This window comes from Bacillus chungangensis, from assembly GCF_030812995.1.
Taxonomy (GTDB): domain Bacteria; phylum Bacillota; class Bacilli; order Bacillales; family Bacillaceae_C; genus Bacillus_CF; species Bacillus_CF chungangensis.
Window position 1 is genome coordinate 113,293 of sequence record NZ_JAUSTT010000002.1, and the last position, 14,762, is coordinate 128,054.

Genomic DNA, 14,762 nt, shown 5'->3' on the forward strand with positions numbered 1-14,762 from the left:
CGATTTTTATATTTCATGGAAAGGTGCATCAAGTGCGTATAGTTGCTGATACCGAGCATTGTTTTTCAGTAAATATGGATGCGTTCCCGACATCGTAATTTTACCGTCTTCCAAAAATAGTATTTCGTCCATCTGCTCCACACCTGTTAAATGGTGGGTAACCCATAACAGTGTCTTTCCATTAAGCGTCTGAAAAATAGTAGACAACAATGCATTTTCTGTTCGTGGATCTAAACCTATTGTCGGCTCATCTAATATCACAATCGGATTGTTCTGCAACAAAATTCGCGCAAGGGCAATTCTTTGCCTTTCACCGCCTGAAAACCGTTGTCCCATTTCATGCATGGAAGTATGATAGCCATTAGGCAATGACTCAATAAGTGTATCCAACTGCGCTTGTTTAGCAGCAGCTCGAATCTCCTCATCCGTTGCCTGAGGTTTTCCTAAACGGATATTATTAGCAATCGTCGTATCAAACAGATGCGGCTGTTGATTAAAGACTGAAATAACGGAGGAAATATCACGATCGAGCAAATGTGTTTCAATCTCATTAGCTGTGACAGTTCCTTGCTCTGGCAGCAAAGCACCATGCATTAATTTTATTAAAGTAGATTTGCCAGCTCCGCTGCGTCCAAGGACAGCGACCTTTTTTCCTTGTGGAATTTCCAGAGAAACATTTTTTAATATCCAATGATCCGATTCTCCATATCGATAAGACACATCTTGCAGCTTGATATGCACATGCTCCCAATCTGATTGCTCAAATGGAAAGTGATGATTGTCTGAAGTTTTCTCCTCGATTTGCTCAATATTTTCTATTCTCTCTAAAGAATCTTGATATCTAGGTATTTTTTCAACGGCCATTGCGATCGGAACGAAAGCATCCATTACTGGAAAAACGACCAATATAAATGCCGCAATCAGCGTAACTGCTATTTCATGCTGGCTAGATTGATTGCCAGCCCAAATCATCATTGATAGAACGATCCCTCCAATGACGAGCTGATTAAGGAGATTCCGCCATCTCTCCCAATTGTGAACTGACCGTTCTATATCAACAAGTTTTCTCTCATCAACTTCATATGTTTCAATAAATGACTGCTTTCTTCCGCTTACTTGCCAATCATAAATGCCAAGTACGGCATCTGTTAACTTTTCATATAACTGATGACGGCCTTTCTTTGCTTGTTGGTGCTTTTTCCGGGTTACAATAAGAGAAACAAGCGGAACTGCAAACAATATCACAGCAACATAGAGCGCCATCATGAGTGCGAATATCCAATCAAATACGCCTAATCCGATTATTAACAGTCCATAAACAAACAAAGAGACGATCGCTGGGAATACAGTTCGCAAATAAACATCTTGAAGATGTTCGATATCATCTGCCAACACCCCTAGCATATCACCGGTTCGAAAACGTGAGCGAATAAAAAGGGCTTGAGGCTCTAAGATACGATATAAACGAACCCGCATCGACGCTAAAATTCTTAGTACTGTGTCATGACCAACGAGACGCTCTAAATAGCGAGAAACAGCTTGACTAATACTCGTTGCTCGGACAGCAACGATCGGCACATAGATAAGCATAATATTTTCTGGACGAAGCGCTGCTTTTGAAATCAAAAAGCCAGAAAGAAACAAAAGCATTGCTGAAGAAAGGACACCAAGCACTCCTAGAGCTACGGCTAATGATAAACGCCAAGCATGACGTTTTAAATAGGGAAAAATCCATCCTTTTTGCTTCATCGTCTTCCCTCCATTTGTGACCTAATAAGCTCATAGTAGACACCTTTTTGCTTAACAAGTGTGTCATGTGTACCGATCTCAGCTAAGCATCCTTTATCCAATACAAGTATCATGTCCATGTGAGGCATCCAGTGGAGACGATGGGTGGCAAGAAACACCCACTTCTCAGCAAAAAGTTTGAGCATCGTTGTTTTTAATTCATATTCCGTTTCAATATCTAAATGAGCAGTTGGCTCATCTAGCAATATCATCGGCCGCTTGCTCAAGAATGCACGAGCAAGTGCAACACGCTGCTCTTGGCCGCCGCTTAACACCCTTCCACCATTTCCAATTACTTCATCATATCTGTGCGGCAAACTCTCAACAAGCTTTTCAAGACCAGCTGCCTTTATAGCTTGCTCCACTTCTTCTCTGCTCGCGTCAGGTACATAGAAACGTACATTATCAGCCAGCGTCTGATTAAAAAGATAAGGCTGTTGAGGAATGTACGTGATTTGTTCATGCCAGCCTTCTCGCTGCAAGGAGCTTGTTTCCCAGCTGTTTATACGAAGGGAGCCACTGGAAGGTTGGAGAAATCCCCCTAATACATCTATCAAGGTGGATTTTCCAGCACCGCTCTCTCCAACAATTCCAACCTTCAATGGACCGTTTATTTCAAAAGAGATATCTTGTAATGAACTTTTATTTGTACCTTGATGCTTCACTTTTATATGAGAAAATGCCACCGAATCAATTTTCCCCATTTGCAATGCTTCATTATCTTCCGTGCTTGAGGCGTTTTTTAATTGTCCCATTATCGATTGAATATTCTCAGCTGCAGTTCTTCCATCCAATGTCGCATGATAATCAGAACCAACCTCTCTTATTGGCAGAAAATACTCAGGCGCTAAAATTAAGATTGTCAAAGCTGGGCCTAATGTCATCGTTCCATCGACAAGACGCAGGCCGAGACTAACAGCTACAAAAGCTACCGAAAGGCTCGTGAAAAAATCAAGCGCAAACGAGGATAAAAAAGCCACTCTTAAAGTACGAACCGTTGCAGACCGATAAGAATCACTCGTTCGGGCAATCGTTTCTTCATGTGCTTTACTTTGCCCTAAATATTTCAGTGTCTCCAATCCTCGAAGTGTATCAACAAAATGATTCGAGAGCACTCGATACGTATGCCATTGCTGATCCATTTGTTTTCGAGCAGCCATTCCTAATAAAATCATAAACACAATTACTATCGGAACGGTAACCATTAAGATAATTCCTGAAATGATATCCTGCATAAAAACATAGATGAGAATAGCGATAGGCACAACCATCGTCGTGATCATTTTCGGAATAAATAGCTCTAGAAACGTCCGTAATTGTGATATGCCTTCCATCGCTAACGTAACGAGCTTCCCTGTCCCTTCTGCTCTAGTAAATCTAGGACCTAATTGAAACAATGTCTCCAATAGCTGCTTTCTCGTTTTTGTTCCAATTGATTCGGCATAGCGATAAGCAACCTTTTGACGCATCATGGTGAGTAGATGGCGAGCAAGAAAAGCAAGTAAAAAATAAGTAATGCTTTTTGCTACATTTTCAATCGGAATACCATTAAAAAGTGCTGTAATGGCCTCAGCTAGCCAAACCGCTTGTAAAATAATACAAATGCTTTGTAATACGGTAAGCAAGCCCAAAATGAGAGAAAGCGGTTTGATACCATCATATTGTGAAATTCTTTGTTTATTTTTCATTAGTACTCCAGCTGCTTTGGATGACTAAGGCGTTTGCGGAAAACGTAATAGCTCCACAATTGGCTGGCAATAACGAACGGCAAAAGTGTTAAAGAAACATATGACATCACTTTTAACGTATACGATCCAGAAGCTGCATTATAAATCGTTAAATGAAAATCTGGATTCAGTGAACTGATCATCACTCTTGGGAATAAGCCAATGAACGCACTAGCAGCAGATAGAATAATCACTGCACCAGTCATCGTAAAGGCTAAACCATCCCGTTTTTGCTTCGCAGCAATGCCTGTTAACAAGAAAGCGACCCCGGCAAGAATCGGCAATGCGAGCCATCCAGTTCCATGAACGGTGAAAATATCTGTACTTGTGTATGTCATAATTCCAAGAATCAAGAATACAATTGCAACGAACGCACCAATTTTTTTCGCGGCATCGCGGGCTCGTTCTTGCAAATCACCAGTTGTCCGCAAAGTGATAAAAAAGAGGCCATGCAATACGAAAATCCCAATGGCTGCAACGCCGCCAACTAGCGCATAGACATTTAATAGATCAAAAAAGCTTCCGATAAGCTCCTTCTCTTGATCAATTGCAACACCGCGCACAATATTTGCCATTGCAACACCCCATAAAAGAGCGGGTACTAAACTAGAAAAGAATATCGCCCAATCCCATGTTTTTTTCCAGCCTTTTTGCTCCATCTTCCCTCTAAACTCAAAGGCAACACCACGGACAATGAGCGCTAGAAGCATCAAGACAAATGGAATATAAAAGCCGCTGAATAAAGTAGCATACCAATGTGGAAATGCTGCAAACATAGCACCACCAGCAGTAATCAGCCATACTTCGTTTGCATCCCAAAACGGGCCTATCGTATTGATAATCAACCGGCGTTCTAGGTCATCTTTTCCTAAAAACCTTGCAACAATCCCCACACCAAAATCAAAGCCCTCTAAGAAGAAAAAACCGATAAAAAGGACAGCGATTAAAATAAACCATAACTCATTTAGTGACAGCATGTAATCCCTCCTTATCATACGGATCACTGGAACGAGCCGCAGATGTGTCATGTTTTGTTGGTGTCGATCCTTTGCGGATAGTTTTAACAAACAGATACGCTCCAATTCCTCCAACGATAACATAGAGACTTGTAAAAGAAATTAAAGAAAATAATAATTGTCCAGCAGTAACTGTAGGAGATACCGCATCCTCAGTCTGCATTAAACCAAATACAACCCAAGGCTGGCGTCCCATTTCCGCCATGATCCATCCAGCAGTATTAGCAATAAACGGCAAGGCGATTCCCCAAACCATCAGCTTCAAATATAGCTTCTTTTGTTCCAGTTTTCTTTTCATTTGCATATAAAGCCCGTACATGCCAAGAAGAATCATTGCCATTCCACTACCAACCATTATTCTAAAGCTCCAAAAAACAGTTCGTACTGGCGGTATATAATCTCCTGGTCCATACTTTGCTTCGTATGCTGCTTGTATATCATTGATTCCCTCTACCTGCCCGCTAAACTTATTAAAGGTCAATAAACTTAGCATATATGGAATTTTTAATTCGGCAGAGTTTTCTTTGTTCTCTGGATCTATTTTAGCAAAAACAGTAAATGGCGCAGGATCCTCACTTGTTTCCCAAAGTGCTTCTGCCGCAGCTAATTTCATAGGCTGAGAAACAAACAAATGCTGTGCTTGTTGATGCCCAAAGATGGCAACGAGCAACCCTGAAACCATTCCGAGCATGATTGAAATCTGAAAAGAACGTTTAAAGAGCTCATACTCGCTTCGTTTCAACATTTTCCATGCACTAACACCTGCTACAAAAAAAGCACCTGTTGCAAAAGCAGAAAACAACACATGCGGGAACTGCACCCATAAATTAGGGTTTTTCAACAATGCAAAGAAATCAACCATTTCAGCCCGTCCATTTTGGATCACATAGCCAGCTGGCGACTGCATAAAAGAATTAGCAGTAAGTATCCAAAATGCAGATAAAATTGTACCGATTGATACAAGCCAGATGCTTAACAAATGTACTCGTTTTGACAAACGATCCCATCCAAATATCCAAAATCCGATAAATGTCGATTCCATGAAGAAAGCAAGCAGCCCTTCGATGGCTAACGATGGCCCAAACACATCACCGACAAATCTTGAATATGTGGACCAGTTCATTCCAAATTGAAATTCCTGAAGAATACCTGTAACAACCCCAATAGCGAAGTTAATCAAAAACAATTTACCCCAAAATTTCGCCATTTGCTTATACATTTCTTTTCCTTTTATTACATAGAGTGTTTCCATGATCGCAATAATAAATGCTAACCCTATGGACATCGGAACGAAGATATAGTGAAAAATCGTCGTTGATGCAAATTGAATACGTGCGAGAATTAAAGTGTCCATATTGAACCTCCTTTTGTCGTTCAGGATGCTATTTTTCTAGTACGTGAAAAATCTTTCTGGCTGCTCAATAGCAAAAGAACACAGGTCCCCTTTATCCCTGTCACGTACGAATAAATATTCCCTGTAGTTTGATATACTTGTAGTCATATAGAATGGGAATTTCGCTCTATTTCTCACCTACCTATATTTTATATCTTAAAAAAGTAATTAAAATGAAAGTTAAATGGCGAATCATTGACTAATCAATGGCGATTTCATGGCTAAAAAGTGGCGAATTTTTGACATAGAAGATATGCTGAAACAAACATTTATTCGTAATTTTCAATTATCAGATTTACATTTCATGGTTATAAGGGCTTACTTTTGAAATCGACTAAAATGACTAGAGAAGTGACACTGCCTTATTTTGTTTATTTACAGCGGCGGAACTGAACTTGTCGCTAGACGTTGATTTGATTATAATGTTTGGTAAACTAGACAATAAGCTCATGAGGAGGAGAATGTTTTTATGTCTAAAGAGAATTCTTTTGATATTGTTTCTAAAGTCGATATAGAAGAAGTAAGAAATGCAATTAATATTGCAATGAAGGAAATTCAGAACCGCTATGACTTTAAAGGAAGTAAAAGCGATATTAAACTTGAAAAGGAAGAACTAATCCTGATTTCAGATGATGAATTTAAAATGAATCAGCTAAAGGACGTCCTCATTAGCAAACTCATCAAACGGGCTGTCCCTGTAAAAAACATTCATTACGGCAAATTAGAAAATGCATTCGGCGGCACTGTTCGTCAAAAAGCAGCGCTTGTCCAAGGTATTGACAAAGATAATGCAAAGACAATTAACATACTGATCAAAAACAGCAAGCTAAAAGTAAAAAGTCAAATCCAAGAGGATCAAATTCGAGTTACAGGAAAAAACCGCGACGATCTCCAACAAATTATCAGCATCATTCGTGGGGCAGAACTTCCTATTGAAGTACAGTTCGTCAATTACCGATAGTACTCATTTATAGGAATAAAGAAAAAGGGGCTCGAGAAAGTCAGATTACTAACTTTCTCGAGCCCCTTGTTATTACTTTTACTGAAAAACAAACAAACGCTAGTATTGCATATAGCTATTTTTATTTAATTAGTATTAACATCATATTTTGCGGCAAGTTTTTTTCGTACATTCCATGGCAAATATAATTAATAGATATAACGATTTGTATTTTTCGTTCGGAAACACTCTTGTATGAAGTGTATCCTTTTTTAGTAGATAAACATTTAGAAGGATTAACTGTAATAATGTCGAATAGTGTAACTGGAGGCTTATAAAAAGAAAAGGAAGTGGTAACTGCATGTTCATCATGCTCGTACAAGAGAAAAAGAAAAAGTATGTAATCGATTATGATTATCTATGGAAGACGGTGATTACCGAACTGTTCGAGGACTTTATGTATTTGTTTGCTCCAAATTTAGCACAGAAGATCGACTGGCGTTATGAACCGAAAGCACTGGAGCAGGAGCTTTTAAAGCTGTTTCCGAAACACGATAAAAAAGGGACTCGCCATATGGATAAGCTAATGAAAGTAAGGCTGAGAAACGGCAAAGATCAATGGATTCTCATTCACGTTGAAATCCAGCAATCACAAGACGACCATTTTGGCTTACGCATGTTTCAATATTTTTACCGCACCTTTGATAAGTATGAACAGAAAATTGTAGCCCTAGCTCTTTTAACAGATGGCAACCGTTCGTTTCATCCTACAGCATATCACTACAATTTCCACGGCACTCGACTTAAGTATCAATTCAATACCTATAAAATCCTCGATCAAGACGAAACAAAGCTTCTTCAAATGAATAACCGTTTTGCTTATGCAATCTTAGCTGGCAAGTATGCACTACAAACGAAAAAGGACATGGACATCCGCTATCAATTTAAACGCAAACTCCTCACACTCGTACTTCAAGATAAGCACATTCTTCGTCAAAACAAGCGCAGCTACCTCAACACACTCTTTTCCTTCATTGACTATTTGCTTTACATCCCATTAGAATTGAAAGAGAAGCTTCAAACACAATTGAATCCACTAATCGATAAGGAGGTATCCACACTTATGCAGCCGATGAAAATGAAACCAAGCCCAATGATAAAAGACTATATTGCAATGAAACGTGAGGAAGGAGTTAAAAAAGGGAAAGTGGATGGGATTAAAGAAGTAGCGAAGAGGATGCTACAAAAAAAGATGGAGATTGAAAACATCATCGAATGTACAGGTTTGTCGAAAGAAAAGATCATGTTATTGCAAAAGGAGCTAGAAGACTAAGCAAAATAAGGGGTTCTGGAGTTCTTTTGAAATGATTTCAGAAACATAGATCGTGTATTCATCAATTTAAGAAAAATTAAAATTCGAAATAAGCCTCAATTTCGAATTTTTATGGCAAACTGCAAACGCAAAAGGAAACGAATGAAAGCGTTTCTTTTTGCGTTGGATTATCGATACCAAACTTTTATTACTTTTTTGGAGTCTGGATTAAAGAAGATCTTTAATATGACAACAAAACGTTAAATGATTGGCATTCGTATTGATGCTCTTCAGCGTCTATTCGTAAGCTTTTTCTTATTATGTAAATAGAGAGTCACCTTAGCCCCTCCCCCTTCTCTTAAGCCAACTATTACTACCTCACAATTAGGACCTCAATCTATGGCGGCACACATAAACCCATTTTATATTTATTTTCCTATCATTAGTTTATCCATTAAATGATGCTATACTAATGATAGAAAAATATCACCTGAGGAGTGGAAAGATGAACCAAAAGCAGCAGGATAATATTGAGGAAACAACTAACCTAGTAATGGAAACACAAATGGACCCGCCCCCAGAATCTGTACGGTCTACATACAAAGGAAGCGGAAAATTAAATGGAAAGATTGCGATCATTACTGGTGGTGACAGCGGAATTGGCCAGTCAGTCTCCATTTACTTTGCTAAAGAAGGTGCAGATATTGCGATTTGCTATCTTTCTAAAGAGAGTGCAAGTGCGCAGAAAACAAAGCAGCTAATTGAAGCAGAAGGAAGAAAATGTTTGCTCCTTCCCGGCGACTTAGGCAATGAAGCTCACTGTCAGGAAGTTGTCAAAAAAGTGATGGATCATTATGGAAAAATAGATATTCTTGTTAATAATGCTGGTATCCAACATCTTCAAGATAGTATTTTAGATATTTCTTCTGCTCAATTAGAAAAAACTTTTCAAACAAATTTTTTCTCTTACTTTTATATGGCAAAAGCAGTTCTTCCTCATCTACATAAAGGAAGCAGCATTATCAATACATCTTCCCTTACTGCTTATGAAGGGAATGCAAAACTAATTGATTATTCAGCCAGCAAAGGGGCGATTGCAGCTTTTACCCGTTCACTCGCGCTTTCGCTTGCTTCTCGTGAAATTCGTGTGAATAGCGTTGCTCCTGGTCCAATTTGGACACCGCTCATTACCACAACGAATACTCCCGAAGCTGTAGCAGTCTTCGGAAAAACACAGCCAATGGAACGTGCTGGCCAGCCAGCTGAAGTAGCCCCTGCATATGTGTATTTAGCTTCAGAAGATGCAAGCTATGTAACTGGCCAAACGCTTCACGTGAATGGAGGCGGCATCGTCAACGGATAATGATGAGAATTTCAAAAGCAGCAAGCCCTAAAATTTTGAATTGACGAGGCTTGCTGCTTATAAAAGTAATAGATAGAAACACTATTTTATGAAAGAAAAGTACCTAAAATGCAGTATCTTTTCCGGCCACTTTTTTAAGAAGTCGTTCTTCTTTTTCCACGTTTCCACGCTGCGTACATAAACAAAGAGAAAAGTAAAAAGACTGCAAAGATCGAAAAAACGAAAAAGTAATTTATTCCCGATCTATTTTCCAGTTTATAAATGTCTGAGCTTTCTCTTTTAATAACGAATTGATAGGTGCCATTTTCACTGCGGGACATATCCGTTCCAATCAAACTTCGCAATTCTTTATCATTTTCTAATTGATCAGCTGTTAAAGACACTTTTTGATCTTCAGTCGTATTGTTAATCGCAATGACTATTGTTTCATCTTCAAACTGGCGTTTATACACTGCAAGACCGTTTTTGCTCTCTAACAAGGTCAGGTTTCCTTTCGTAAGAGCAGGATATTGGCTCCGCACTTCTCCCAGTCTCGTAATATAGTCTACTAACTCTTTTTCACTTCGAAAATTCATCATTTTTTGATTGTCTGGGGCTTCTCCCCCATCAATCGCAATCTCGGTTCCATAATAGACAACCGGAATTTCAGGTATTGTATACAAAAAGCTTAAAGCTAATTTCCAGCGTCCACCAGGAAATTCATTATTCTCCACCATATCACGCGTGAAGCGCTTCATTTCATGATCATCAAAAAAAGCACCCATGAAAGACGGTTGTTGATAAATTTCCTGACCTTTATCCAATATCGCAAAAAGCTCATCTAAGGAAGCATCTGGCTTAGCAAAAGCTTTTCGTATCGGTTGATGAAGCGGATAATCGAGAAATCCATCGATACCGGCTTTCTCATATTGAAGGTAATCTTGCGGATTATCTGAACGTACTTGTCCTAACAAAAAAAAGTTATCCTTGACTGCCTTTACTTCCTTAGAAAAATCCTTCCAAAAATCAACCGGTGCTTCATTTACAGCATGTAGACGATAGCCGTCAATATCCGTTTCCGTAATCCACCATACTGCGGCATCCATTAAATATTGCTTTACTTCAGGATTGGCATGATTCAGCTTTGGCAATCCCTGAAACCACATAGGCTCTACTTCGGCTTTCTCTTCAAGAAACCAATCCTTTTTCGCTTCGTCTGCTACCCATGGATGGTTAGGGCCGACATAGTTCGCAACGAAATCAATCATTACTTTCATTTCACGTTTATGTGCTTCTTTCACAAGTTCCTTAAATTTGTCAATTGTTCCAAAGTGGGCTTCCGTTTCGTAGAAATTTTCTATCCAATATCCATGATAGCCGCCAGCTTCATTTGAAAAAACCGGCGTTAGCCAAATGGTTGTAAAGCCCATATCTTGTATATAATCAAGCTGATCGATAATGCCTTGAAAATCCCCGCCTTGATAAGCAAGCGGGTCTTGAGTATTGATTTCCAAATCATTGGTTGAGTCGCCGTTTTGAAAACGATCCACCATCAATAAATAAATAATTTCATCTTGCCATGTCCGTTCTTCTTTTTCAACAGCGCCTACAGGAAGGGCATAAAAAAGAAGAAACGGAAGCAACATTGATAATAACATTCTCCTCAACATATCCGTTCCCCCCCTAAAACGAGTTCAAAAATTAATGAAATTGATCGTTCCAAAAAATAAGCATTGTTTATCCTCATATATGTGAAACGCCTTCAATGCTCAAAAACTTTTGAACGTCCCTCTAAAAAATAATCATACGCCCTTTAAGATTATCCTTTTGCACCTCTTGTCGTCAAACGAGAGATAGCCTTTTTAAGCGTTTTAAATTTAACTTCATTAATATGTCACAATACCTAAAACAGTTGCACGTTGGATTTGTTTATTTCAATAAAATGAAATTTTAGAAGTCATATCATCATTTCCAAAAACTCTGTTTCGGATATTACCTTAAAACCTTCTTTTCTTAATAATGCTGCTGTTACGCCCTCTCCATTTATTTTTGTATGAGTAAAACTTCCATTATAGATCAATTGACTTCCACAGGAAGGACTATACTCTTTTAAAACAATGTAAGTAGCTTTTACTTTCTTTGCAAAATCCAATGTTTTGTATGCACCTGCTAGATATTGTTCTGTAACGTCTTTTCCAGATTTTGCGATAATGGACGCCTTCCCATCTAAAACATCTTTCCCGGTGCCACCAATAATTTCTGCAGGTTCACGTGGCGTAGAAAAGCCGCCAAGCAACTCCGGACATACCATCATTGCTTTTTTTTCATTCACTAATTGTTGGATTTTTTTTACTAAACTATGGGTGCCATTATAACGGCATTCTTTACCTGCTAAACAAGAGCTAACGATGATCATTTCCATTCATCCCTTATCACAATTTTTCCAAAAATCATTAAGGTAAATCGAATATTTTTGTTATTAATAAAGGTTAGCATGGCATAAATATAGGTCTATCGTCAATATTTTTTTCTCGTTTTACTTTACCAGAAGCTTGGCATGTATACAATTCGAAGATAGACAATAATGTATTAGAATCATTTTTTCCGCTGTTGCTGCTTTTTATTGAGAATCCAATCACCGGCTCCTTATAAATAAGATAATGATGGATATTCCAGCTAGTCCCTTTTCCCATATATGATTGAACCTGCTTTTTTTCACTCATTTTGCTACTCAGTTATCTCGAATGTACAGATACACCATTATTGATTATTTTGACAAAGCTTTATGTAGAGCCTCTTGTGTATTTTTTTTTAATTTCACCCAAATAACTGCTCCGTTCGGATGTTCATAACGGATAGGTTCACTTAACCTTTGCGGATTTTTTAGTTCCCAAGCAAAGGTTTGTTTATATGGTAAGGTTTGTGTCCTATTTAAATATTGCGGGTCAACACCCCCTCCTAAAGAATACGTTTCAATATATTCCTCCAATGAAAGTGGACCTCTAACTCCAACTAACTCACAGACACCAATTATTTTTCCAGTTCCACCTGCGATAATCCCAATTGGTTCACGAATATTCGTATTTGAACCTCTTATTTCCAATATTTTTTTACCTGATACAATTTTACTTGCCCATGGTTCACGTACAATAAGTGCTCTTTCGATAAGAGCAGGTTCTTTACTACGATCGAAAAGTGATATTTGTTTAAAAAGATTCAACGAATAGTTCCTCCTAAGTAGGTATTACTATTACTTATAAAATAGTTATATGATACACGATTCTATTGACCTATTTAGAATCCCTTCATTTTTTTTATTCCGTCTTATTCTAAAAAAATGCCACCATTCTTACATTTCGGTAAGAATAGTGGCAAATCCTGCAGCATTTAATAGATTAAAATCTATTATTCTTCATATCCAAAATCCAATAGTTGTTGGATGTTTTCTAAACTTGTTTCACCAGATTCCTCGTCAATAATAGATGTGTAAAGATGAGGGATCACTTGTTTTGCACCATTTTCTAAACAGCAATCAACAATCTTTTTCACATTATTGACTGTAATGCCGCCAGTTGGTTCAAAGATCTCTAATCCTGCTTCCACAGTTGCTTTCACCATAGCAGCAACCTCATCAAGACAGCTATCCCCACCTATCGGATAAAATTTTACCGACGGAACACCGATTTCAGCAAGCATCGTAGCCGCCAGCTCACAAGAGACTTTTTCTTTTTTGTGAGCACTATTTGGTCCTGTACCAATATATACATAGCCAACCTCACCAGAAGGCTCTACTAGCGCATTGACAATCGGAGCCGCCTTGAGAGAAACCATTCTCCCCAACGTATAACCAGCAGCAGGAAATACTTGGTTAATATGATCTGGATGAGCATCGGCAGCGACATCGGCTACTTTCTTCCATTGAGCTGGGTCGCCCGCTCCTAAACCAATTGAAACAGGTATGCCTGCCTCTTTATAAAGCTGAACGTCCTTGACTGCTTCTTTTTCATTTGCATAATTTTTTACCAATAGACCAATTAACACACGATCTCCAGCTATTTGGACAATGTCTTTTGCATTGTTAAGGTCTTTTGCTAATACATTAAAGATAACCTTTTGTGTCAATTTCATGTCGCTACTTCCCTTCCTGTAATATTTTTGTGATCTCTTTCACAATGATTGCTTCATCACCAGGCAATAAAGGGCGTGGATCAACATACAGCAAGCCTACATTTGCATAATGATGCCGCAAATAAATAGCGGGATTTCCTTTTTCTAACTTCTCTTGGAGTTGTGCTGCGGTTATTCCTGCTTCTTCTTGTACTTTTATTTGCGCCCGGCAAATAGTTCGCCCTGCCTCGTCCATGTGTAATGAACATGCAAGGCCAGTAAGCTTATTAAGTGCTTCGCACATTACAGACATCTGTTCACGTTGTTCCTCAAGCGTTTTTTCATGGGAGGTTTGCTGTTGCAGAGCAGCAATTAGTCCTGCCACTGATTCCTTCCCTACTTTCATTGCCCTTCCAATTCCTTTGTATTGCGCTCGACAGGCGGCCATCCAGTTCCTTTTTCCACAAAGAAAACCCGAGGTCGGACCTGCTAATGCCTTTGCTCCACTGTAAACGACGATATCCGCCCCCATCTTAATATAATGTTGAAAATCCTGCTCTGCAGCAGCATCAATGATCAACGGAATATGATACTTGGCAGCGAGATCAACCATGACATCGATAGGCTGCATGCCTTTTTGAACGGCATGGTGAGACTTCACATAAAACAATGCGGCCGTTTGATCTGTGATCGTATCTTCAATATGTTCCTTCTCTACTTTGTTTGCAGCTCCTACTTCCATCACTTTGCCGCCACCGAGCCGGATCATTTGTCCAATGTTTGCTCCGTAGTGGACAAGCTGCCCCTTTTGGATAATGACTTCATTCTTTAATCCTGCTGACTGAGGCATTCTTTCTATCAAGCTAAGGTTCGTTCCCGTAATTGTTGCTGCAGTGGCTATTGCGATGCCAGCAGATGCACTAGCTGTTGGACAGCCATCTTCAGCGCCAGTACGAGAAGCGATGATTGTTCCCGCAAATTTGATTAATTCATCCATTTCAACATACCCTTGAGCAGCCTCTTTGAGTGCAAATGCAACTTCCTCACTTACTGAGGATGCTCCTAAAGCTGTCATCTTCCCACTCGCATTGATTACTTTTTTTAGACCAAATACTTCAAAACAACTAGTCATCTTTT

General features: G+C 38.9%; 13 protein-coding genes. 3 read left to right on the forward strand and 10 right to left on the reverse strand.

The genetic code is table 11. The features are described 5' to 3' along the window. Positions 1-6: 6 nt before the first annotated feature. Genes cydC through J2S08_RS02510 form a run of 4 tightly spaced genes read right to left on the reverse strand, consistent with a single transcriptional unit; the run spans position 7 to position 5,885 of the window. Entirely contained in the window at positions 7-1,749 is a 1,743-nt protein-coding gene (gene cydC, locus J2S08_RS02495; RefSeq protein ID WP_307226344.1) for a thiol reductant ABC exporter subunit CydC, read from the reverse strand. After that, the gene (cydD, locus tag J2S08_RS02500; protein WP_307226346.1) at positions 1,746-3,476 is read right to left on the reverse strand and encodes a thiol reductant ABC exporter subunit CydD; all 1,731 of its coding nucleotides are present in this window, start codon (positions 3,474-3,476) and stop codon (positions 1,746-1,748) included. The genes cydC and cydD overlap by 4 nt, the downstream gene beginning before the upstream one ends. Next, positions 3,476-4,492 (reverse strand): cytochrome d ubiquinol oxidase subunit II, encoded by a 1,017-nt coding sequence (cydB, locus tag J2S08_RS02505; protein ID WP_307226348.1) that lies wholly within the window; start codon positions 4,490-4,492, stop codon positions 3,476-3,478. The genes cydD and cydB overlap by 1 nt, the downstream gene beginning before the upstream one ends. After that, positions 4,476-5,885 carry a cytochrome ubiquinol oxidase subunit I gene (locus J2S08_RS02510; protein ID WP_307226350.1) on the reverse strand — a complete coding sequence of 470 codons (1,410 nt, stop codon included), beginning with the start codon at positions 5,883-5,885 and terminating at the stop codon, positions 4,476-4,478. Before J2S08_RS02510 ends, cydB begins: the two co-directional genes overlap by 17 nt. A gap of 508 nt (positions 5,886-6,393) precedes the next feature. Here J2S08_RS02510 and J2S08_RS02515 point away from each other — a divergent pair. From J2S08_RS02515 to J2S08_RS02525, 3 genes are all read left to right on the forward strand, one after another. Next, positions 6,394-6,885 (forward strand): YajQ family cyclic di-GMP-binding protein, encoded by a 492-nt coding sequence (locus tag J2S08_RS02515; RefSeq protein WP_307226351.1) that lies wholly within the window; start codon positions 6,394-6,396, stop codon positions 6,883-6,885. Between the two features lie 340 nt (positions 6,886-7,225). After that, positions 7,226-8,197, forward strand: a complete 972-nt coding sequence (locus tag J2S08_RS02520; protein WP_307226353.1) for an RpnC/YadD family protein — start codon at positions 7,226-7,228, stop codon at positions 8,195-8,197. A gap of 484 nt (positions 8,198-8,681) precedes the next feature. Then, positions 8,682-9,539 carry an SDR family oxidoreductase gene (locus tag J2S08_RS02525; protein WP_307226355.1) on the forward strand — a complete coding sequence of 286 codons (858 nt, stop codon included), beginning with the start codon at positions 8,682-8,684 and terminating at the stop codon, positions 9,537-9,539. 134 nt (positions 9,540-9,673) lie between these two features. Here J2S08_RS02525 and J2S08_RS02530 read toward each other — a convergent pair whose 3' ends face one another. From J2S08_RS02530 to J2S08_RS02555, 6 genes are all read right to left on the reverse strand, one after another. Continuing rightward, positions 9,674-11,188 carry an alpha-amylase family glycosyl hydrolase gene (locus tag J2S08_RS02530; RefSeq protein WP_307226357.1) on the reverse strand — a complete coding sequence of 505 codons (1,515 nt, stop codon included), beginning with the start codon at positions 11,186-11,188 and terminating at the stop codon, positions 9,674-9,676. A gap of 287 nt (positions 11,189-11,475) precedes the next feature. Next, positions 11,476-11,934 carry a 2-thiouracil desulfurase family protein gene (locus tag J2S08_RS02535; RefSeq protein WP_307226359.1) on the reverse strand — a complete coding sequence of 153 codons (459 nt, stop codon included), beginning with the start codon at positions 11,932-11,934 and terminating at the stop codon, positions 11,476-11,478. Positions 11,935-12,007: 73 nt separating this feature from the next. Further along, positions 12,008-12,241: a hypothetical protein gene (locus J2S08_RS02540; protein WP_307226361.1), complete on the reverse strand. Its 234-nt coding sequence runs from the start codon at positions 12,239-12,241 to the stop codon at positions 12,008-12,010. 44 nt (positions 12,242-12,285) lie between these two features. Further along, positions 12,286-12,738 (reverse strand): ASCH domain-containing protein, encoded by a 453-nt coding sequence (locus J2S08_RS02545; RefSeq protein ID WP_307226362.1) that lies wholly within the window; start codon positions 12,736-12,738, stop codon positions 12,286-12,288. Positions 12,739-12,923: 185 nt separating this feature from the next. Further along, positions 12,924-13,646, reverse strand: a complete 723-nt coding sequence (locus tag J2S08_RS02550) for a KDGP aldolase (RefSeq protein WP_307226365.1) — start codon at positions 13,644-13,646, stop codon at positions 12,924-12,926. Between the two features lie 4 nt (positions 13,647-13,650). Further along, positions 13,651-14,757: a DgaE family pyridoxal phosphate-dependent ammonia lyase gene (locus J2S08_RS02555; RefSeq protein ID WP_307226366.1), complete on the reverse strand. Its 1,107-nt coding sequence runs from the start codon at positions 14,755-14,757 to the stop codon at positions 13,651-13,653. Positions 14,758-14,762 lie beyond the last annotated feature (5 nt).

Bases quoted from the DNA above. Each gene is read 5' to 3' on its own strand.
- cydC (WP_307226344.1), bottom strand. From the start codon at position 1,749: ATGAAGCAAAAAGGATGGATTTTTCCCTATTTAAAACGTCATGCTTGG.
- cydD (WP_307226346.1), bottom strand. From the start codon at position 3,476: ATGAAAAATAAACAAAGAATTTCACAATATGATGGTATCAAACCGCTT.
- cydB (WP_307226348.1), bottom strand. From the start codon at position 4,492: ATGCTGTCACTAAATGAGTTATGGTTTATTTTAATCGCTGTCCTTTTT.
- J2S08_RS02510 (WP_307226350.1), bottom strand. From the start codon at position 5,885: ATGGACACTTTAATTCTCGCACGTATTCAATTTGCATCAACGACGATT.
- J2S08_RS02515 (WP_307226351.1), top strand. From the start codon at position 6,394: ATGTCTAAAGAGAATTCTTTTGATATTGTTTCTAAAGTCGATATAGAA.
- J2S08_RS02520 (WP_307226353.1), top strand. From the start codon at position 7,226: ATGTTCATCATGCTCGTACAAGAGAAAAAGAAAAAGTATGTAATCGAT.
- J2S08_RS02525 (WP_307226355.1), top strand. From the start codon at position 8,682: ATGAACCAAAAGCAGCAGGATAATATTGAGGAAACAACTAACCTAGTA.
- J2S08_RS02530 (WP_307226357.1), bottom strand. From the start codon at position 11,188: ATGTTGAGGAGAATGTTATTATCAATGTTGCTTCCGTTTCTTCTTTTT.
- J2S08_RS02535 (WP_307226359.1), bottom strand. From the start codon at position 11,934: ATGATCATCGTTAGCTCTTGTTTAGCAGGTAAAGAATGCCGTTATAAT.
- J2S08_RS02540 (WP_307226361.1), bottom strand. From the start codon at position 12,241: ATGAGTGAAAAAAAGCAGGTTCAATCATATATGGGAAAAGGGACTAGC.
- J2S08_RS02550 (WP_307226365.1), bottom strand. From the start codon at position 13,646: ATGAAATTGACACAAAAGGTTATCTTTAATGTATTAGCAAAAGACCTT.
- J2S08_RS02555 (WP_307226366.1), bottom strand. From the start codon at position 14,757: ATGACTAGTTGTTTTGAAGTATTTGGTCTAAAAAAAGTAATCAATGCG.